Origin of the sequence: Halomonas sp. PA16-9, assembly GCF_009728585.1 — a bacterium.
Classification (GTDB): domain Bacteria; phylum Pseudomonadota; class Gammaproteobacteria; order Pseudomonadales; family Halomonadaceae; genus Vreelandella; species Vreelandella titanicae.
In genome coordinates this window covers 1,490,183-1,509,868 of the sequence record NZ_CP040452.1, presented here as the reverse complement: position 1 = coordinate 1,509,868, position 19,686 = coordinate 1,490,183, and the positions used below count along the sequence as shown (strand labels likewise).

The window sequence follows — 19,686 nt, the reverse complement described above, 5'->3', positions numbered from 1 at the left end:
GAGGAACACTCATGGAACGTTTATTAGTACTGCCTACCTCCCGGGCGGGCTGGGGGCTGTTAATTGCGTTTGTGGTGCTGGTGCTGGCGGGAACGTGGCCGGTGATTGGTTGGGTAAACAGAGCCACCTTAGTGATGGGCTTGCCTCTGTTAGTAGTGTGGAGCTACCTGGTGATTTTTGCCTGCGTAGTGGTGATGCTGATCGGCAATCGTATTGTGGAGCGAGACGACCATGAATAGCCCTTGGCCACTATTGATTACCTTGACCTATGTCGCTATTGCCATGGTGATTGGCCTACGCGCCAGAGCAGGGCGTTCCATGAATAGCTTGGAGGAGTGGGGCGTAGCGGGCCGCAGCATGGGGCCGGTGACGCTCTACCTGCTGATTGCCGCCGGTAGTGTGAGTGCTTACACCTTTATGGGAGCGCCCGGGTGGGCTTATTCCAGAGGGGTGGCGGTGTTTTATGTGGCGATTTACCTTTCGTATCTAGCGCTGGTTGCTTGGTATTTCGGCCCTAAAGTGTGGCAGTTCGGCGAGCAGTTTGGTCACGTGACCCAGGCAAGTGCCATATCCGACCGCTACCAGAGCCCCGCGCTAGGCGCACTGGCGGCGCTTGTTATGGCGATCGGCTCTATTGCTTATGCGGTGCTGCAGACCATAGGTTCGGCTTATATTCTGTTTGTGATGAGCGGCGGTTTGATTCCGATTTGGTTGGGGGTCGTGCTGGTACTGGCCTGCATTGCCGTTTACCTCTATGCCAGCCAGTGGTCAGCGGGCGATTGGTCGCACCAATGCCTTTCAAGGCGTGTTGATGCTGATTGTGGCTTGGGCCGTTGGCCTCTGGGCCGTTCATAGCGCCACCGGCGGGTTGAGCTTTGCGGGCGTGTTCGAGCGTATCCAAGCCGAGCATAGCGAGTTTCTCACTCTGCCCGGCGCAGGCGGCGATATGAGCTTTAGTTTCTGGACAACCTCGATCATCGTTTCCATGTTCTCGTTTATGCCGCCGGTGTGGACGCAGTGGATGAGCGCCTCCTCGGCACGAACTATTCGCCGCAGCGCGACGTGGCTACCCACGTATTACGTGGTTATTCTGCCTATGGTCGTTGTCGGCTTTATTGGCATTTTTTCGCTACCTGAATTGGCCCGGGCCGATACCGTGGTACTTGAGTACGCCATGCAGCACTTGCCGGTAGTATTGGTTGGATTACTTGGCGCGGGTACTTTGGCAGCCTCAATGTCTTCCAGCGAGCCGTTTATTCATTCGGTATCGTTGTCACTCAGCAAGGATGTACTACAGCCGGTGCTAAAACTCTCGGATGGCGTTACCGGAAAACTTGCACGGCTGCTGATCCTGCCCATTATGTTCTTCGTGGTCGCGCCGCTCGCAATTGCCGAGCCCGGCAGTTTGGTAATGATTCTGTTAGTGGGGCTCGGGTTTGCCTCCCAGGTGCTGCCTGCCTTTATCGGCATGTTCTTCTGGCCGCGGGCTTCTCGCTTGGGCGTAATGGCGGGGATCGTGGTGGGCTTTCTGATTACCGTGGCGTTTACTACCTTTTGGCCACACCCAATGGGTATTCACGCGGGCTTCTGGGGGCTGATGCTCAATCTGCCGGTATTTGTCGCCGTCTCTTTGATGACGCCTGCTACCCACGCTGAGGTGGTGGAGCGCTTCTTTCGTATTGCCGCTCCACGAGGTTTTACCCAACGGGGACGTCGAGCTGCGGTGTGAGTGCTGACTTAATCTATTCATGGTTATCGACTACCTTTGTACTAAAGTGTTTTTTGCATAACAAAGGTAATTCGATGAGTCATGCATTGACTGGACATAACCGCCCTCAGCAGGTGATTGAGGCCACCCACCAGGCGAATAACGCCTTACCAACGGCCATCCGCCAAGCCAAGTACGCCAAAATGGCTGCGTCGCCCTACCGCTTTTATCGCGGCAGTAATCATTTGTACTGGAATGATGTATGGCACGATTGGCGTTTTTCCCTGTTTGGTGGCTGGCCGGAGACCCAAACCTGGTTGCAGGGCGACGCCCACGTCTATAACTTTGGCGCTTATGGTCACCACGATGACCAAGTGCGCTACGGCATGGATGACTTCGATGATGCGCTGATTGGCGACTACCAATATGACCTGTGGCGGCTGGCTATCAGCGTCGTATTAGATGCTCGTGAAAATGCTGAGCTGGATCCAAAAGCGATTGATAAAGCGCTTAAAAAGTTAATAGAGGGCTATTACCAAACGCTGGTCGATCACGTTGATAGTCAGCCCGTGCAGGCCGTGACCCTTGATAGTGCAAAGGGACTGCTTAAGCCCTTTATGAGTAAAGTCGCCGATAAGCAGAGCCGTGCGCGGATGCTCGAAAAGTGGACGACCCTAGATGGGCAGAAAGGCCGCCAGTTCGCCGAACGGCCTGGCAAGCTCGCTAACCTGCCTGCGGATGTGGCCAGCCAACTACGCCGCTTAATTGAGCAGGAGTATCAGCAAACGCTACAACACGCTATTAAAGAGAGTGATCCCCACCATTTTCGCGTCAAAGATACGGCACGGCGTTTGGATGCAGGCACCGGTTCGTTGGGTGTCGAACGCTATTACGTCTTGATTGAAGGCGGTGTCGAGCACGAGCACGATGACATCATCCTGGATGTTAAAGAGCAGGTACCTCCAGAAGCATTTCGATTAATGGATAAAAAACAGCAGCAGGCGTGGCGTAAGCTGTTTCCTAACGAAGCCATCCGTCATGCAGCTGCCTTCCACGCCATTGCTGAGCACCCAGATGCCTATCTCGGCTGGCTAACCATGAACGGAAAGGTGTTTTCGGTGCGTGAGCGCTCGCCGTTCAAGAAAGACTTTCCGACCCATAAGCTTTCTGGCGGTAAGTCATATCGAAAACTGGCAAAGCAGTGGGGAGAAATTCTCGCCCGTGAACACCTGCGCGGTGCCCAGGCGCTTAACCAGGGTGACTCAACACGCTTTGCCAAAGCCGTTTGCCAACGATTAAAAGGGCGTGAAGACCTGTTTATTGAGGTGGTTACAACACTGGCGGTGGCTTACGCCGACTGCACAGAGCAGGATTACGCTGTGTTTATTGATCACTTCCTGGCGTCGGGGGCTGCTTAATTAACCAATACCATGAGTGGTTATTGCGGCTGTTGCCTACCGAGCATAAATCCCTGCTCTTCAAGTGTCTCTTCCCATACTACACAGCGGTTACGGCCGCTGTGCTTGGCTTGATAAAGCGCTTCATCGGCAAGGCGCAGCAATTTCTTAGGGTCTTGAGTGTGATCAGGATATGTTGCGACACCGCAGGAAAGCGTGATTTTCCGCAGAGAAGAGCCTTGATGAATAAATGCCTGATGAGCAATGGATGTTAACAGCGCCTTTGCGCGCGTCTCGGCAGCGATTCGGGAGGTAGCAGGTAGCAAGGCAACAAATTCTTCGCCCCCAAAGCGACAGATCACATCCAAATCTCTTAAGTGGTGCCGCAATAACAGGGCGATTTCGACCAGCACGGCATCTCCTGCGTCATGACCAAAATCATCGTTAATCTGTTTGAAGTGATCCACATCCAGCATTAGCACGGAGAGTTGACTGTCATGCTGCTTAGCTCGCTGGCAATGGTGCTCGAATGCCGTGTCGAAATGGCGACGGTTGTGCAAGCCTGTTAATGGGTCTTTGCGTGAGAGCCCTTCCAGTTCTTGAACTAACCGGTCGAGGTCGGCGGTTCGCGCCGCCACCTGCTGCTCTAGAGTCTCATTGGCCATGGCAAGTTGTTGCTGTGTATGCCGATAGTGCCACAGAAAAATAGCCGCGTTCGCTAAAGAAAAAGCCAGTGTGCCGTAGCTCAAGGGCACACTGCGCCAGCCCACAAAGCCGTGGGCGACCACCATATCGGCGAGTAGCAGCGGGGCAAAAAAGTAAAACTCACTACCAGAAGCCGTTGTTCAAGGGTGAGCTTTTGAAAGCGCATGAGCGCAAGTGCCAGCATTATGGGGAGCGTTAAGGCCAGCATGACATCAAAGATGGGGAAGGTTAATGAAAGGCTCAACACGCCCAATTGAACCAAACCAATCGCCAGCACCAGATACACCAAGTGAATAACCCAAAGGAGAGTTATCCAGCGCTTAGCTGTGCCCTCCAACCAATAGCTGAGTAACAACCCCAGTGCCACCGGCAGGGTGTAGTAACTGGCTGCTCGGAGTGTGTCCCAGGTCAATGGCTCATCGGCAATGAGTTGACGGGCTGGGGTCTCCGCAAGCAGCATTAGCCCTGAAGCATAAGCAAACAACGCAATAGACCCAAAACCACGGCGTTCGGGACCTATTAACGCGAAAATGGTGGCCAGGATAGCGAGCACCAATACCAAAGCACTCACACCGAGATCCTGAGCAGATTCATGGATAATTTGCTTTAAAACCTCAATGCGTTCCATTACCTGGACTTGGCCCCATAAGCCAATACTGGTGTAGTAAGAGTAAAAGCGAAAGGTAAGCGTCTGACCGGCGGCATTTTCTGGTAGGTCTATCATGTGCCAGGGCCAGCCCGCAAAATCGCCTTTTCCCTGTTCGTCAAATTCACCATATTGATAGATCAGTTCATCGTCTAGATAAACTTGCCCAATCAAATTGATACTGGTGATAAAAAGTACTGGATCGTTCCAATCACCGGCGGGCACTGTCGTACGTAACCAGAGGTGTTCGTGCCCGTTGCGGCCAGGTGGGTTCGAAGGGGAGTCAATCGACTGCCACTCTGTTGAGTCGCTTTGCAGCCATTGAGGATGGCTATCGGCATCGTAAGGAGAGTCGCCCCAGCGATACTCCCAATTATGGAGCGGTTTGGGAGAGGTATCAGCTAGTAGGTAGCTTGAATATGCCAACAGTAACGCAAGCGTTAAGAGCAGTAGAGTGCTTCGGCGAATGGCGAACCCACTAGGCGGCATGGTGAACGTCCTAATCTCTTGGTCGCGATCTTGCTATTAATAAGTGCTACATAGGGGCCATCATTAACGACGCTACGTGCACAATAAAAGTGAGGCTGAGCATTAAGCGTAGAGTTTAACGAATATGAACCTTACGCAGGTGATGTTTTCTTCAACGGTTGCTAGCGGTTAGCTTCTTGTACTTAACCCAAAAGCCTGGCTACTCGGGCCAGGCTTTGCAAAGCATATAAATACTCAAGTACGCTTTTAGTTACCGCTAGCGGCTCCGCCTACCAGCCCACTGCGAAAATCACTGTCACTGTGATTACGGCTTTTAAGGTGGTTTGTGACAGTATCTTCTGGTGAGCCGGCCATTTCGCGGAACATGCCCATTGAGCCAAGCAGAGCAGAGGACTCGTAGGGTACGAATACTCGCTCACCATTCTTCGCCATATTGGGTAGTACCTTGATATAGCTCTGGCCCAGCAGATAGCCCACTACGGTGCGCTTATTCTCTTCACTATCGCCAATGGCACTAAGCACCAGTTTAATTGACTCCTGCTCACCCTGGGCACGTAGAATGGCCGACTCTTTGTCACCTTGAGCGTTGAGGATCGAGGATTCACGTTGCCCCTGGGCCATTGCAATTGCCGCTGATTTCTCCCCCTCGGCCTCGGTGACGGTGGCACGGCGCTTACGTTCGGCGGCCATTTGCAGGCGCATTGCGGTTTCCACCTCTTCCGGCATTGCGATGTCCTGCACTTCGACGCGGGAGATTTTGACCCCCCATTTAGACGCAGGCTCTTCCATCGCGGCCTGAATCTCATTATTCACTTCCGCACGGGATTCAAACAGTTTATCCAGTTCCATTTTACCGACCACTGAACGTAGCGTGGTTTTGGCCAGTACTTCGACGGCCTGGCTCATATTCTCTACCTCATAGACGGCCCGCTTGGGGTCGATGATTTGGTAGTAGAGCGCGCCGTTGATACGCACGGTGACGTTATCGGTGGTGACGACCGGTTGACCGGGGAAATCCATCACCGTTTCGCGGCGGTCAATGCGGGTTTCGTCGGTGGTGATAGCGGTATAGTCCTCACCCATTTTGCGATAGCGCAGCATGGTGATCGCGCGGGGTTGTTCGATAAATGGAATGATAATGTTAATGCCGCTTTCTAAAACGCGGTGAAAAGAACCTAGGCGCTCAACCACCATTACTTCCGATTGGCGAATAATAATTAGGCCTTTAGAGATGATCAGTACTGCGATCACGACAATAATGAGGCTTATTAATAAGCCGGGGCTTATAGGTAGATCCATGGTTAAGGCTCCTTGCGTTGGGAATTGTCATCTTGAAAGGCTGTGTCTTCAGGCTGATGTAATGCGACTAGCGCAGTGGTGCCTTCAAATCGTTTAAATATGACCAGCGTACCGCTGGGTAGCTCGGTTTCACCGCTTTCAAGTACGCGCAGGCGGTAGAAATCGCCGTTGACTTTAATGCCCGTGGCATCATCAAAATCCCGGCGTAGAGTAGTGTAGCGATTACCTTTTTCCACACCTGTGCCTGTTGTGCCATAAGCAACGCCGCGGGGGGAGAAGCGCGGGCGAATGACCATAATGCATATTGGCAGCAGTACCCCGGTAAAAATAGCCATGCCAAGCAGTTGCCAAGGAAGCGTTAATCCTAGCGCTGTAACGGCCGCTGTTAGCGCAGCGGCAATACCCAGCGCTAGCAGCACCATCGCGCCAGAAGTCAGCTCTGCCAAACTTAATAGTAAGGCGAGTACCAACCAGCTATAAGCCGGGCTCCAGTCCATAGCAGTGTTACTCCGTCGTGAATGCAAGTGTTAATGACAATTCGGTCAGCGTAACCTAATTATGTGAACTTATCTTGCTTAGGTCGCAAGCGTGTTCTTGGGTGCGAGCATATCCTCTGAAGGGTGCTATCCTGCCTGCCTTTAAAGATAGCGAGCATAAAAAAGGAGAAGGGCGTGTTGTCGGGCGTGGTCTATTGGCTGGATATGGCGGGTGTCATCGTGTTTGCGCTTTCGGGCGTGATTTTGGCGTGCCGGTCGCGCATGGATCCTATAGGTATGCTGGTGCTGGCAGCGGTGACCGGCATTGGTGGAGGCACGCTGCGTGATTTAGTGCTCGGTGTAAGGCCGGTGTTCTGGGTGACGGATCCAACCTACCTGTGGGTGATTTTAGCCACCGTGGGTGTGTCGTTGATGGGCTTTCACTATATACACCGGCTGTCGCGGGGCTTTTTACCGATCGCTGATGCGTTTGGCTTGGCACTGTTTACTGTGATTGGGACTCATAAAGCACTGCTGCTGGGCACGTCTGGAACGGTAGCTGTCTTGAGGGCATGATGACCGGCGTAGCAGGCGGCATGATACGTGATGTATTGGCCCAGCGAGTGCCCATGGTGCTTCGCGAAGAAATTTATGCGACGGCAGCGATGGCTGGGGGAATCATTTACGTGGCGCTGCATGCCCTGGAGGCGCCGCTAACCATGGCGATTGGCGCCTCACTAAGCGTCACCCTCGGGCTGCGTTTGGCGGCGATCCATTGGCACTTGGCGCTGCCGGTGTTTGCCTGGGTCACGGTGCCACCGAAAACCCATGATGAGGCGGCAGCACCGCTCTCTACACCGCAAAAGGCTAAAGAGCGGGTGAGGATGATTCGCCGTGAGCGCAAAAAACGCTAAGCCCTAATCATTAGAGGCTAATTATTAGGGCTTAGGGAACGGTTCATCTCACGCCAGCGGTCAAACCAGCGGCGGGGTTGAATAACGTGCAAGGTTGGTTCGCTGTCCTCAAGTTCAACCCCTAATCCAATCACGCCAAGGTGGGCATAGAGCGCGCCGTTTGCGCTGCGGTCTGCCAGAGCGACATCGGAAAGCAGCAGCAGCGGGCCACCAGCGAGCGTCAAGTCGCTAAGGCTGATCTGCTTGCCGCTGATCTCTAGCTGCGCCGTGCCCTCGATATCGTGCACATTTAGCAGTCGCCCTAACCAGTCGCTATCCCTTGCGCGTGCGAGAAATAGCCGGGCGAGTAAACCGGTATCGCGCATCTCAAGGCGGAGCTGGCTGACGAGACGAATAGGGTCTTCCCACGCCAATTGCGCATCCAACATGGAAAGCGTTACCCACCAACCGGCATCGGCAGAGCCATTTTCACTTTGTCGGCTAACGTTCTCCAAGCGTAAGAATGAGTCATCTGCGTTAAAACGACGCGTTTCCAGGTCGCCGTCGGTTAGGTGTAAGTCGAGATGAACGTCGCCGCGAAGCTGCTGATCCAACAGCACTAACTCTGCGCCGAAGGCGCGCAGAGTTAGTTCGCCCTGTGCATTTAATCCTTCCAACAGCCACTCGCTTTCCAGGCTGGCTTGCCCATCCAGCAACCTAACACCGCGCCTTCGGGCAGGTAGCGGTTGTAACGGGTGAAGTCGGGCACCTCGGTAATCGGCAGCGCGATGCGCGTGGTGAAGTGCTCGGGCTGTGGAGATTCAAGCACATCGCTAAAGCGCTCGGTTTGCGTGGTGAGAGCAAAGTGGCGTCCTTCCAGGTGCGGGCTATCATCTCCTTGGCGACTCAAGGCAAAGCGGGGGATGCCAAGCGAGAGCTGGGCCCGCTCGGTGCTATCCAACTGGGCGGTGAGCTCGCCCCGTCCGGTGGCGAGATAATCTAAAAACGTGACTTCTAACTGGTCGGCGTTGACCCGCAGCCGAGTGGGTGCCAGCAAGCGGTTATCGCGAAAGGCGCCCTGAGAAAAGAGTTGTCCTTCACCCGCGATGGCTAAACCGTGGGCGTCAGGCAAAAACGCATTTAAAAAGCCTAGCCGTTGCACGCTTCCCTCGAGTGAAAATTGCCCGCTTGGTACGTCACCTCTGCGTTGAAAGCGACCATCATTTAGCACCAATATGCTCTCTAAGCGTTCGCTCGGTTGGTCGATATCGGCCACTTGCCAGCTCAACCGGGTGCCGCTGATGTTCAGCGTTGAGCCATCCATTGCTGCCTGCTGAATAGGCAGGAAAAGCTGCATATCACTGGTTAACGTGCCGACTTGTTCGCCATGTTGCCAGCGTGTGGTAAGCCCGTTTCCGGCTAAATGTACCTCTCCGCTGAGCTGTTTTGACGCCATGGTGAGCTGGCCGTGGCTGGCGGCTTTCCCGCTAAGCAACTGCAGTGGCGCGGGGTCAGGTAAAATGGCGCCTAAGTAGGTTTGTAAAACGCTGATATTAGGCAGTTGCGCGGATTGCCAGCTCAATGTCACGGATGCTTCTTCGCGGGCCTTTTCTGGATCAGTTGGGCTCGATGCCGAGACGTTGATAGCGGCATCGTCAAGCAGCAGACGCTCCTGGTGGTGCAGCGTGGCGTTGGCAAAGTAAAGCGTTGCTTCGATAATTTCTTGTGGCGTTAGCTGGGCATCTAATGAGCCGCCACCTCGGGCAATGAAGCCACGCGTATCTGCCATCAACTCAGTTGCTTGAATACTTAGTTGGGCATCAAAAAGGCGCGATTGGCGAATGCTGGCAGAGGCCTCAATTTGCCCATGGCCGGAAAGACTGATGCCTTCCAGTTCAGAGTTTTCACGTTCAGAATCCTGTCCTTCAGAACTCTCTCCTTCAGAACCCCGTTCTCCTATACCGGGCGAAAGATATCGATCCAGCATATCCAGGCGGGTGATATCGCCTTGCAAGGCGAGTGTCGCTGAGGTGGGAAGGTCGAGTTGATCCAGTCGCTGATTAGGAATTTGGGTCGCAAGGCGTAGCTCGGTATGCTCTGCGTAAGGGTGCGTGTCGGCTAGCTCAACATCGGCCAGCTGCGTTGAAAAATGCAGTTGATCGTTCTCAACCGACAAGCGCACTTGGCCCTCGCCCGTAGCCGTGTGACGAGGCGGAGGGGTATCCGCCAGTATCCAGCGCGGCGAGTCAGTCGGCGCATGTAAACGTTGCTCATCAATCGCTAAGCGTAGCAGGGGCGCGTTCAGTATAAGCTTGCTGCCGGGCTGTAATTCTCCTGCGGTGAGCTCCAGTGCTCCAGTTAGCGCCCCGCGCCCTTCAATGGTTAGCCAGGGCAGGGTGCCTAGGTAGGGCATAAAGACATTCCAGGCATCCGCCTGGGCATCCAACTGAAGCTGCGCTGAGAGCGCTGCTAGTAGGTTGGGGTTCAGCTCGCCGCTGGTAGCGTCGACAGGAGTTATCGAATTGAGCGTTGCATCAGCGTTAAGGTTAATATCACGCACTAAGGTCTCTTGATCACTCAAGCGAACTAAACGACCATTGGTAATGGCGAGGGAAACGTTAGGAATCGCTAGGGTGTCGCGACTTAGCGTGGTCTCCGTTACCTGCAGCTGGCCGTCAGCTTCAAGCGCGATGTCACCAACGGTCAGGCGGCGAATACCCTCGGCATCGAGTGTGTCGATATGCAGTTCGCCGCGTAATAGAGCCATTAGCGAGAGCGAAAGGGTGGCGCGTTCGGCTTCAATTGAGATGGGCAGTGCTTCATCTTCACGAGCGAGATAGAGTCCCTCTACTTCCCAGCGGCCTGGGTGGCGGCTAACGCCTTGCTCCCAGCGGATGTCGATGCCCTCGAATTGTGAAATGCGCTCGGGCAGCCACTGGCTGTTAAGCAGCCAATAGCTGCCCGCCACCCAGGTAAAGAGGATAAACAGTAGGCCAACCAACGCCCTTCGCAGCAGGCGAGGTAGGCGATTTTTACGAGTGTTCGCGTCTGACATAGTGGCTTCCCTAGCAGATAACTCCTGTTGGGGCGTGTTTTATGGCATTATGCGCGGCGTTGGGCAGTGACGGGTTTTCGATTTCAACGCTAGGCAGGCAACAAACGCCATGTTCAAGGATTTTTACGCGCAGCGCGGAGAGTATGTAGTGATCTCCGCAGAGCAGGCCAGTCGCTTCGCCAAAGGCGTGGCGGGTGACTACAACCCCATTCATAACCCGGATGCACGCCGTTTTTGTGTGCCCGGTGATCTACTGTTTGTACTGATACTCACAAAGTTTGGGTTGTCGCGGCAAATGGAATTTCGCTTCACCAACATGGTGGGCGCTGATACGCCGCTTAAGTTTAGCGAAGCAGACAACGGTGCACTTCACGTCTGTGATGAGAGCGGAAAATGTTACTTACAGGTGGTGCGTAGTGGTGACATTACCCACGATCCTGCGGTGGTGGAAGCCTTTGCGCGTTGCTATGTCGCGTTTTCAGGCAAAAACTTTCCGCACTATCTCAAACCGCTGATGGAAGAGCACGGGGTCATGTTTAACCCCAAACGTCCACTGGTGATCTACGATAGCATGGGGTTTTCACTCGAGCGCTTGGATGGTTTTGCACCGGGCTTGACGCTGAACCACTCTTCGCTGGAGGTGCACGGTAAACGCGCCGATGCACTGCTGGAGTTCTCTATTGAGTCCGCCGGGGAGGCCGTAGGGGTGGGTTCCAAAAAGCTCGTAGTGAGCGGCCTTTGTGACTATGACGCCGATGAAATGGCCGCTATTGTAGAAGAGTTCTATCGTCTCAAGGCCGCTTACGAGACGGCCTCGACTTGAACACTGGTACTTAGCCTCTTGCGAGGCTAAGTATGGATAAGACGCTTATTGGTCAGGCTTGTCCTGCACCGTCAAGCCAACCGTGGTAATACGGCCACCGAGTGTCGCCAGTACCGCCAGCATGATGCCATCGAGCTGAAGTGAGTCGCCTATCTCCGGTTGGCTGGAGAGTGTATTGCGCAGCAGTGCGTCGAGAGTCGTCTGGCCATCCTCTCCTTCGATCAACACGCCATACGAGTGGCGTAAATCGTCTATCCTTGTACTGCCCTTGAGCTTTAGCTCCTGATCGGGCAGCTCTTCACTGACCACGCCCACCGCATCTGAAAAGACACAGTCGATAAACGGCCTCGTCTCGGGACGCAGCACCACGAACAGGTGATCGCCAGCCATTAGCTCTGTCGAGCCTCGGGGGAATTACGTCCTTACCCCGGGTAATCATCGCGACGACCGTCGTATCGGGTAGTGCCATTTGTGAAAGCCGCCGACCCGCTGCGCGTGGATGGTCGCTCAGGGTGTACTCCACAATATCGGCATCTACCTCTTCCAGCGCGGTAATCTCAAGGCTGGCCGCCGGTACCGCTGGCGGTTTTTCAGTCAATCCCAGCTTGCGGGCCACCACTGGCAGAGTGGTGCCCTGGATGGTTGCCGAGATCAGCACCACGAAAAACACCACATTGAAGATTAATTCTGCACCCTCCAGCCCAAACATCAGCGGAAAAATAGCCAGGATAATAGGGACGGAACCACGTAGGCCTACCCAGGCCACTAAACTGGCTTCACGGGCATTGAAGCCGAACAGTTTCATGACCGGCAACACGGCGATTGGCCGGGCAACCAAAATCAGTACCGCAGCAATCACCAGCCCTTCCAGCCATACATCCAGCAGAGACACCGGGTTTATCAGCAGCCCCAATACCACGAACATCACGATCTGGCTTAGCCAGGCGAGCCCATCATGAAACAGGAATGTGCTGCGCTGAAAGGCGATACGGTGGTTGCCAATGAACACCCCGGTCAGGAAAATGGCCAGGAATCCGCTCCCCCCTGCGTTGGCTGAGATACCAAAGGAAAGGAAGCCACACGCGGCCACCATTACCGGGTAAAGGCCCGAGGCCACCAGATGGATGCGGTTAATGATCTTGACTGATGCCCATCCTACGCCAAGCCCTACCAGGCCCCCTACGCCCATCTGCATGACGAAAAGCTCAAGCAGCCCCATGCCTGGTTTCATGCCATTGACCAGCACTTCCAGCAACCCGACGGTAAGGAAAATAGCCATCGGGTCGTTTGAGGCGCTTTCGATCTCTAGCGTGGATTTCAGTTTTTTATTGATATGTATGCCGGCGTTTCTTAACAGCGAAAATACCGCTGCGGCATCTGTGGAGCCCACGATAGCCCCTAGCAGCAGGCCTTCCAGCAGCGGTAAGTCGAGAATGTAGGCGGCTGCCACGCCGGTGATTAGAGCCGTGATCAACACCCCGAAAGTGGCGAGCAGGGAGGCGGGTTTCCAGACTTTTCGAATCGATGAGGTAGGCGTTTGAAGCCCGCCGTCAAAGAGGATCATTGCCAGCGCCAGCGTGCCTAGGGCATGTGCCCCCGCTGGGTTGTCGAAGGCGATCCCTCCAATACCACTCTCACCGGCCAGCATGCCAATGACCAAGAACAGAACCAGGACAGGTAAGCCAAGGCGGGCAGATAATTTGCTCGATACAATGCCCACCAATATCAAAATCGCAGCAAGTAAAATGAGCTTGTCAACGGGAAACATAAACGGAGAACCCTTCTAAAAGGTACTGATAGTTTGAATGGCAGCGTGTCTCTAAAGCGGTGCCACTAATGAATAACTGAACAACTACGTAGTTAGCTCTTTGCGAGGATAGGCGGTGCCCGACCGGGGGGAAGAAGGAGGGCACAGCCGCTGGTGTCGTTTGAAACGACACGGCCAAGAATTGCCTGGTGGGAGATAGCTGAATGCAGCGAGGCGAAAAAGCTAACGGGAGGGGGATCGTCGGCTGACCATTCGATGGCCTTCAAAAGCTCTTTATCTACCTGCCGCTTGGTGGCATCGTTTCTTATTCGTAGCTTGGTGGGGAGTGGCGCGAAAGCGTAGTGACTCGAAAGACTTTTCAGGCTTTCATCGGTCTGTTGCAGCTCGGTGAAATGTGGCTTGTAAAACTGTTCGACGGCACCCGATAGCAAGACCAGAAAACAGCCCAGAAGCAGGATCTGGGATGCCCAGAGAGGCGCATGCCCGACGTTTTTTCCATCCCCACCCCCTTGCTGCATCGAGTCTTCCTTGAACAAGCCAACTATGTAGCTGTTATACCTTAGGTGGAGTTGGTTTGCATCAGCCCACCAGTGGCATGACATCCACTTCGACTTCCAGGCGGTGTTCGCCGCCCCCGTTCATGACGCCTTTTAGCGGGGCTACGTCGGCGTAATCTCGCCCCCAGGCCAGTACAGGGTGCTGTTCACTGGCCACGGTGCCATTGGTGGGGTCTAGGGCCAGCCACCCCCATTCGGGAATCCAGGTCGCCAACCATGCATGGGAAGCATCTGCGCCGATCAGGCGTGGCTGCCCGGGCGGGGGCTGGGTTTCCAAATAGCCACTGACATAGCGCGCAGCAAGACCTACCGAACGCAATGCACCAATCGCGAGATGAGCAAAATCCTGGCAGACACCCCGCCGGTTGGCGAGTACTTCGCTTAGCGGCGTTGCAAGTGTGGTAAAGCTGGGGTCGTACTCGAAGGTTTGATGAATCAGTTCATTGAGCGCGAGAGTCGCCTCGACTATTGGCCTGCCTGGGGTAAAGCAGCTGTGGGCAAAGGTGGCCAGCTCATCATTACGGCGAATAAACGGTGAGTCGAGGCGGTAAAGTTGAATGTCAAAACTGTTGTTCTGGCTAAGCTGCTGAGCGACTTGTTCCCACGTCGTTGAGGTGGTGGGTAGCTGCTAAGTGGGTGTGTACTCAACTGCGTTACCACCGTGACATCCAAGGTTTGATGAACTTCCTCCATGGCGAAATAGAGCACTCGATTGCCGAATACATCGCGGCGCTCCATCTGTACCTGCGGCGTGGGGCTGATCTGCAGTTCCGAGGCACCACAGTGCTGATGCGGCGTTTTACGTGGTAGCACCCGAGCTTCACTATGGCACAGCGTCACGGGGGCGCTGTAGTGGTAGCGGGTGGTATGGCGCAGCGTGTAGTTCATGCATCAGGCTCCATGCTGACTAACTGGCGTGGCCGCTCCACGTGGCTGAAATGACTCTGACTGATGGCTTCAGAAAGCGCGCTTAAGGGGGCAATTAAAGCATCCAGCAGTTGCTCTAAGGCATCCTGTGCCTCCGGTGTATCGGCTAGATGACTTAAGCGATCAATGTCGGCCAGGTGCAGTGCCGCATTGGCCTGAATTAATAGCCGCCGTTCGGCGTTACGGTAGGGCGATGAGCTGCCCGGCAGGCGATCCATCTGTCGTTCAATGCGCTTGAGCATATAGCCCACCGAGCGAGGATTGGTTTCATCGAACAGCAGTAGATCGAGAATCGCCGCAGGGTGAAGCTCACTGCGGTAGCGGCGGCGATAGGCGGTAAAGTTATCGGTGGTGGCGAGCACGACTTCCCACAACGCCAGCCCCGGCGAGTGCGGCGCATTGAGGGTGAGCTTGAGCAGCGAGAGCAGTCCCAGCACGCGATCCAGGAAGCGGCCGATATCCATAAACCGCCAGCCGTAGTGATGGGGCATGGTTTCGTTACACAGCCCGAAGAAGGCGGCTAGCTGAGCAGACAGCCCTTCGCAAGCGCGCCGCGCCGCGCTTGCCCCCAAGCTGGGGTTGAAGGTAGCCATGCGCTGACGCAGTTGATGCACCACCCGCCAGGAGTCATCGCCTAAGTGGTCACGCACGCTGCGTGCGTTGCGCATTAGTTGGGCAAACAGTGGCTGTAAGGCCTGGGGATCCACGTCATCAAACTGCGCCAGTAACGCGGCGCGCTTTAGATCAAAACCAATCAAAGGTGCCTGTAGTCGCTGTTGGTCCTCTTCGTTTAGCGTGGTGATATCCAGTGCCAGCAGAAGTTCATCGAGCAGCTGATCGGCGATCTCATCCTGGTCGTACTCCATTAGCCTCATTAGCGCTTCACGCAGCAGTCGCGCGCGGGTGTCTAAGCGCTCGCCGTAGCGGCCTAACCAAAACAGGCTTTCGGCTACTCGGCTGGGTAGGTCGGTGCCGTCACGGGTGGCCACCACCGGGCCGCGGGCCTGGCGGAGCTGGCTGACATGGGGCTGAGGAGAGGCTGCCGTAACCCAGACATCTTTAACGATGGTGCTGCTTAGTGATGGCAAGCCAGGTTCGCCAACCCAAGCTAAACCACCGGGCATTACTTGGTACTCGCCAGCCGCACTATTTTTAGCAGCAGTGCTGCTTTTGGCAGTGGCATTGGGGGTGCGTGTTACAAAGCAGCGTAGGTTGAGCGTGGTGGGCTCCAGGCGCTGTAGGTGGCTATCAAAAACCGGCGCGGTGGCTGGCTGCGTCGTGGCATTGACGTTGGGCAGCAGCAGGGTCTCACCCAGAAGATGCTCGCACAGCATCGGTAAGTAGTCCGCTAACACCGGGGCTTCCAAAATGCCTACCCCCAAGGCGTTAGATAGCGCCACGCCGCCTGAGCGCATGGCCTGGAGTAGCCCGGGTACGCCCAGCTGCGAATCGCCGCGCAGTTCCAGCGGGTCGCAGTAAGCGTCGTCGCAGTGGCGCAGTATCACATCGACTGGCTGTAGACCGCCCAGGGTGCGCAGCCATACTTGGGTATCGCGTACGACTAAATCCTGGCCTTCTACCAGTGCAATATTGAGGTAATTGGCTAAATAGGCGTGCTCAAAATAGCGTGGGCTCCCCGGCCCCGGCGTTAATAAGATAAGCGTGGGGTTATCGCGATGCTGATAGGCCATGGCGATCAGCGTGCGGTGGTGTAGGTCAAGAAACCCCGCTAGCCGCTTTAAGGGCGCATTGCGATACATACCCGGCAGGGCGCGGGCCATCAGTATACGGTTTTCGAGCGCAAGCCCAGTACCGGATGGCGCCTGTAGGCGGTCTGCCATCACCCGCCACTGGCCCTGAGTATCCTGAATCACATCCACACCGTGGAAAATAATCGGCGCGCGGTCATTGGGTAGCGACTGGTGGCAGGGCAGTAATAAATGCGCTGAGGCAAGCAGCTCTTGGGTGGGGAGTAGCCCCGCTTCAAAGAGCGTTTTGGGCCCATAGATATCGTCGTAGAGAGCGCTAAGCAGACGGCTGCGCTGGATTAGCCCTGCTTCTAATGCTTGCCACTGTGGTTCATCAATCACCCAAGGTAGTGGGTCGAGCCGCCACGAACGCCCCTGGGTTTCATCATGCATATTGAAAATTACGCCGTTTTCAGCCAGTAGGCGCTGAATCTCGTCATGCTGCTGGTGACGACCCGTCGGGCCCAGGCCCTCCAATGAGCCGAGTAAGCTCTGCCAGCCAGGGCGTAACTGCCCCTGGCCATCGAGCATGGCGTCGAACGTGCCGGGCTGTCCCTTGCCTAGCTGGTGTAAGTAATCCTCAACGAGCCCGTTAGCCACGGGCGCGAGAAGTGAGGGAGAGACAGGGGCCGTCATTATCCTTGTAATCCTAAGCAGTAGGAGGCGGATTATCCTGCACTAGTCGCTAAGAGAAAAGCATTAGCTAGGCGTCCAGCGCAGGTCGAGGGTCTGCGGCAGTTCCAGGCTGGGGGTTTCCAGCTTGGGAACCTGATGGCCATGACTATGGCCGCTGTCACTAAAACGCCCCAGTCTTCGCGCTTCGGCTTCAAACGCATTGACCGGGAAGGTATCGAAATTACGCCCTGTGGGGTGCACTACGTAGTAAGTACAGCCCGCGACTGAGCGCTGGTTCCAGGTGTCGATCACATCAAACACCAGCGGCGCGTGAATGGGGATCTGCGGATGCAGCGCCGAGGGCGGCTGCCAAGCGCGGTAACGCACCCCGGCCACCGCTTCGCCGTTTCTGCCGGTAGCTGAAAGGGGCACCCGGCGGCCGTTGCAGGTCACCACATAGCGGTCACCGCTCATGCCACTCACCTTGACTTCCAGGCGCTCCACTGAGGAATCCACGTAGCGGGCAGTGCCGCCAGCTGAGGCCTCTTCGCCCAATACATGCCAGGGTTCGATGGCTTGGCGCAGCTCAATATCCAGCATGGGGGTGTGCAAGCGTCCGTGCAGCGGGAAGCGAAACTCCAGGAAGGGGGCGAACCACTCTAGATCAAAATCGAAGCCGTGGTGGCGCAAGTCACCCAGCACGTCGTCAAGGTCGCTCCAGAGGTAGTGGGGAAGCATCCAGCGATCCTGCAAGGCGCTGCCCCAGCGCACCGGTTTGGCTCGGTAGGGCGTTTTCCAGCAGCGGGCTACCAGTGCGCGGATCAGCAGCATCTGCATCAGCCCCATGCGGGCATGGGGTGGCATCTCAAAGCCGCGTAGTTCCAGTAAGCCGAGGCGACCGCTGTCGCTATCCGGCGAGTAGAGCTTGTCGATACAGAATTCGGCGCGGTGAGTATTGCCGGTTAAGTCGGTGAGCAGGTGGCGCAATAAGCGATCGACCAGCCAGGGCTGCACCACTTCGCCTTCGGGCATTTGCTGTAGGGCGATCTCCAGCTCATAGAGGGCTTCATGGCGAGCTTCATCCACCCGCGGCGCCTGGCTGGTGGGGCCAATAAACAGACCCGAAAACAGGTAAGAGAGACTCGGGTGGTGCTGCCAGTAGGTGACTAAACTGGCGAGCAGATCCGGACGACGCAAAAACGGTGAATCGTCAGGCGTCAACCCGCCCAGGGTGACATGGTTGCCACCGCCGGTACCGGTGTGGCGGCCATCGAGCATAAACTTTTCAGTGCCCAGGCGGGTTTCACGGGCTTCCGCATACAGCCGTTCGGTTTGTGCAACCAGGGTTTGCCAACTGGCCGCAGGCATAATATTCACTTCGATCACGCCTGGGTCGGGGGTGATCATAAAATTTTCCAGACGCGGATCCCGAGGGGGCGAGTAGCCTTCTATCATGACCGGGCAAGCGAGTTCCTTGGCGCACTCCTCAACGGTGCTAAGTAGGTCAAGGTAGTGCTCTAAGCCGGTCAGCGGGGGCAGGAAAATATGTAGGCGACCATCCCGTGGCTCCACACATAGGCTGGTGTGAATAACGTTACTTTCCCTATCGCTGTTTGCCCGGGCTGCTGTTGAACGGATTCGCCCTCGGGGTGTGATGGGCTAGGGTGGCTTGAGCGCCCCAAGCGTTCGGCATCACTGATATGCAGCTGTTCGGCGTTACGGCGGGCAACTTCACCGTGAATATCACCCAGCTCAGGCCGAGGAGCGAACAGCGATTCAGGCTGCGGCTGCTCCTCTGGGGCAGTCCAGGGCAGCGCTGAAAGCGGTAAACGTAGGCCCATGGGCGAATCGCCGGTACCAGAAATAAGTGGTCGCGCTTGAGTGGCCAGCGGCCACTCTCCCAGCGGTAAGCTTGACTGATCGAGTGGCGCAGCGGCAGGGCGTAGCCAACGACTTCGTCTAACCCCTGCTCCAATAAACGAGCTAAACGGTGGCGTTCGGCGTCATCTTTGAGATTGGCTTCGCGTGGGTCGACATTGACCGGCAGCGATTGCTCTTTCCAGAGGTAGTAGTAGGCATCTTCATACGCCGGAATCCAGTAGCGCTCAGCCACGCCCAGGCGTTCGCTAAGTGCTTTGGTAAAGCGTTGGGCAGTGGTGTCATCCACGGCTACCTTGGGGGCGCCTTCCATACAAGCTAGCCATTTTGGATCTCGCCATAGCGGCACGCCATCTTTCCGCCAATAGCAGGCCAGCGCCCAGCGCGGTAACGGTTCACCGGGGTACCATTTGCCCTGCTGTTGCTGAATAGCGCTGCCGGGCGCATAGGCGGCTTGCAGCCGGGTTAGCAGTGCCTCGGCGCGTTCGCGCTTATGCTCACCTAACGCTTCGGTATTCCACTGAGGGGCTCTCCATATCATCGACGGATACAAACGTTGGTTCGCCCCCCATAGTAAGGCGTACGTCCTGCTGCAAGAGTTCAGCGTCCACTTGGTCGCCCAACGCGCAGATACGCCGCCACTGTTCATCGCTATAGGGCTTGGTGACCCTTGGGTCTTCATGGATGCGCTCGACCTCCATG

At 55.8% G+C, this 19,686-nt stretch carries 11 protein-coding genes and 6 pseudogenes; 5 read left to right on the top strand and 12 right to left on the bottom strand.

All coding sequences use genetic code 11. From position 1 onward, the window contains the following. Positions 1 to 11 precede the first annotated feature (11 nt). The 3 genes and pseudogenes from FDY98_RS23375 (at position 12) to FDY98_RS23365 (ending at position 3,126) form a co-directional block, all read left to right on the top strand. Entirely contained in the window at positions 12 to 239 is a 228-nt protein-coding gene (locus FDY98_RS23375) for a hypothetical protein (RefSeq protein ID WP_027960159.1), read from the top strand. Then, a pseudogene (locus tag FDY98_RS23370) lies at positions 232 to 1,729 on the top strand (sodium:solute symporter family protein). The gene FDY98_RS23375 and the pseudogene FDY98_RS23370 overlap by 8 nt, the downstream one beginning before the upstream one ends. 74 nt (positions 1,730 to 1,803) lie before the next feature. Continuing rightward, a complete protein-coding gene (locus tag FDY98_RS23365) occupies positions 1,804 to 3,126 on the top strand; it encodes a DUF2252 domain-containing protein (RefSeq protein ID WP_027960026.1) in 1,323 nt (440 codons plus the stop codon). A 20-nt stretch (positions 3,127 to 3,146) separates the two neighbouring features. On the opposite strand, the gene FDY98_RS28945 is transcribed toward FDY98_RS23365, so the two are convergent. The 4 genes from FDY98_RS28945 to FDY98_RS23350 all read right to left on the bottom strand — a co-directional run bounded on the left by FDY98_RS28945 (position 3,147) and on the right by FDY98_RS23350 (position 6,741). Next, positions 3,147 to 3,854 carry a GGDEF domain-containing protein gene (locus FDY98_RS28945; RefSeq protein ID WP_340146965.1) on the bottom strand — a complete coding sequence of 236 codons (708 nt, stop codon included), beginning with the start codon at positions 3,852 to 3,854 and terminating at the stop codon, positions 3,147 to 3,149. Beyond that, entirely contained in the window at positions 3,851 to 4,945 is a 1,095-nt protein-coding gene (locus FDY98_RS28940; protein ID WP_340146964.1) for a hypothetical protein, read from the bottom strand. The genes FDY98_RS28945 and FDY98_RS28940 overlap by 4 nt, the downstream gene beginning before the upstream one ends. A 246-nt stretch (positions 4,946 to 5,191) precedes the next feature. Next, positions 5,192 to 6,244 carry an SPFH domain-containing protein gene (locus tag FDY98_RS23355; protein WP_027960028.1) on the bottom strand — a complete coding sequence of 351 codons (1,053 nt, stop codon included), beginning with the start codon at positions 6,242 to 6,244 and terminating at the stop codon, positions 5,192 to 5,194. Positions 6,245 to 6,246: 2 nt separating this feature from the next. After that, on the bottom strand, positions 6,247 to 6,741 hold the full coding sequence (locus FDY98_RS23350) for an NfeD family protein (protein WP_027960029.1): 495 nt from the start codon (positions 6,739 to 6,741) through the stop codon (positions 6,247 to 6,249). Between the two features lie 177 nt (positions 6,742 to 6,918). Here FDY98_RS23350 and FDY98_RS23345 point away from each other — a divergent pair. Next, positions 6,919 to 7,634 (top strand): annotated as a pseudogene (locus FDY98_RS23345) (trimeric intracellular cation channel family protein). Positions 7,635 to 7,651: 17 nt separating this feature from the next. Here FDY98_RS23345 and FDY98_RS23340 read toward each other — a convergent pair. Then, positions 7,652 to 10,668: pseudogene (locus tag FDY98_RS23340) on the bottom strand (hypothetical protein). 109 nt (positions 10,669 to 10,777) lie between these two features. Here FDY98_RS23340 and FDY98_RS23335 point away from each other — a divergent pair. Then, positions 10,778 to 11,491, top strand: coding sequence for a DUF3581 family protein (locus FDY98_RS23335; protein WP_009288206.1), 714 nt, complete (start codon positions 10,778 to 10,780; stop codon positions 11,489 to 11,491). Between the two features lie 45 nt (positions 11,492 to 11,536). Here the strand turns inward: FDY98_RS23335 and FDY98_RS23330 are convergent. The 7 genes and pseudogenes from FDY98_RS23330 to FDY98_RS29835 all read right to left on the bottom strand — a co-directional run bounded on the left by FDY98_RS23330 (position 11,537) and on the right by FDY98_RS29835 (position 19,685). Next, positions 11,537 to 13,259: pseudogene (locus FDY98_RS23330) on the bottom strand (potassium/proton antiporter). 92 nt (positions 13,260 to 13,351) lie between these two features. After that, on the bottom strand, positions 13,352 to 13,777 hold the full coding sequence (locus tag FDY98_RS23325; RefSeq protein ID WP_027960031.1) for a hypothetical protein: 426 nt from the start codon (positions 13,775 to 13,777) through the stop codon (positions 13,352 to 13,354). Between the two features lie 61 nt (positions 13,778 to 13,838). After that, positions 13,839 to 14,704 (bottom strand): annotated as a pseudogene (locus FDY98_RS23320) (transglutaminase family protein). After that, complete coding sequence (locus FDY98_RS23315) at positions 14,701 to 17,127, bottom strand: circularly permuted type 2 ATP-grasp protein (protein WP_027960032.1); 2,427 nt, start codon at positions 17,125 to 17,127, stop codon at positions 14,701 to 14,703. The pseudogene FDY98_RS23320 and the gene FDY98_RS23315 overlap by 4 nt, the downstream one beginning before the upstream one ends. A gap of 63 nt (positions 17,128 to 17,190) precedes the next feature. Continuing rightward, a complete protein-coding gene (locus FDY98_RS29845; protein WP_442907987.1) occupies positions 17,191 to 18,678 on the bottom strand; it encodes a transglutaminase family protein in 1,488 nt (495 codons plus the stop codon). Further along, positions 18,633 to 19,525 (bottom strand): annotated as a pseudogene (locus tag FDY98_RS29840) (transglutaminase family protein). Before FDY98_RS29840 ends, FDY98_RS29845 begins: the two are co-directional and overlap by 46 nt. After that, the gene (locus FDY98_RS29835; RefSeq protein WP_442907986.1) at positions 19,482 to 19,685 is read right to left on the bottom strand and encodes a transglutaminase family protein; all 204 of its coding nucleotides are present in this window, start codon (positions 19,683 to 19,685) and stop codon (positions 19,482 to 19,484) included. The pseudogene FDY98_RS29840 and the gene FDY98_RS29835 overlap by 44 nt, the downstream one beginning before the upstream one ends. Position 19,686: the final 1 nt, after the last annotated feature.

What these genes read in the sequence shown, in the direction of transcription:
- FDY98_RS23375 (WP_027960159.1), top strand. Translation starts at nt 12, where the DNA reads ATGGAACGTTTATTAGTACTGCCTACCTCCCGGGCGGGCTGGGGGCTG.
- FDY98_RS23365 (WP_027960026.1), top strand. Translation starts at nt 1,804, where the DNA reads ATGAGTCATGCATTGACTGGACATAACCGCCCTCAGCAGGTGATTGAG.
- FDY98_RS28940 (WP_340146964.1), bottom strand. Translation starts at nt 4,945, where the DNA reads ATGCCGCCTAGTGGGTTCGCCATTCGCCGAAGCACTCTACTGCTCTTA.
- FDY98_RS23355 (WP_027960028.1), bottom strand. Translation starts at nt 6,244, where the DNA reads ATGGATCTACCTATAAGCCCCGGCTTATTAATAAGCCTCATTATTGTC.
- FDY98_RS23350 (WP_027960029.1), bottom strand. Translation starts at nt 6,741, where the DNA reads ATGGACTGGAGCCCGGCTTATAGCTGGTTGGTACTCGCCTTACTATTA.
- FDY98_RS23335 (WP_009288206.1), top strand. Translation starts at nt 10,778, where the DNA reads ATGTTCAAGGATTTTTACGCGCAGCGCGGAGAGTATGTAGTGATCTCC.
- FDY98_RS23325 (WP_027960031.1), bottom strand. Translation starts at nt 13,777, where the DNA reads ATGCAGCAAGGGGGTGGGGATGGAAAAAACGTCGGGCATGCGCCTCTC.
- FDY98_RS23315 (WP_027960032.1), bottom strand. Translation starts at nt 17,127, where the DNA reads ATGACGGCCCCTGTCTCTCCCTCACTTCTCGCGCCCGTGGCTAACGGG.
- FDY98_RS29835 (WP_442907986.1), bottom strand. Translation starts at nt 19,685, where the DNA reads ATGGAGGTCGAGCGCATCCATGAAGACCCAAGGGTCACCAAGCCCTAT.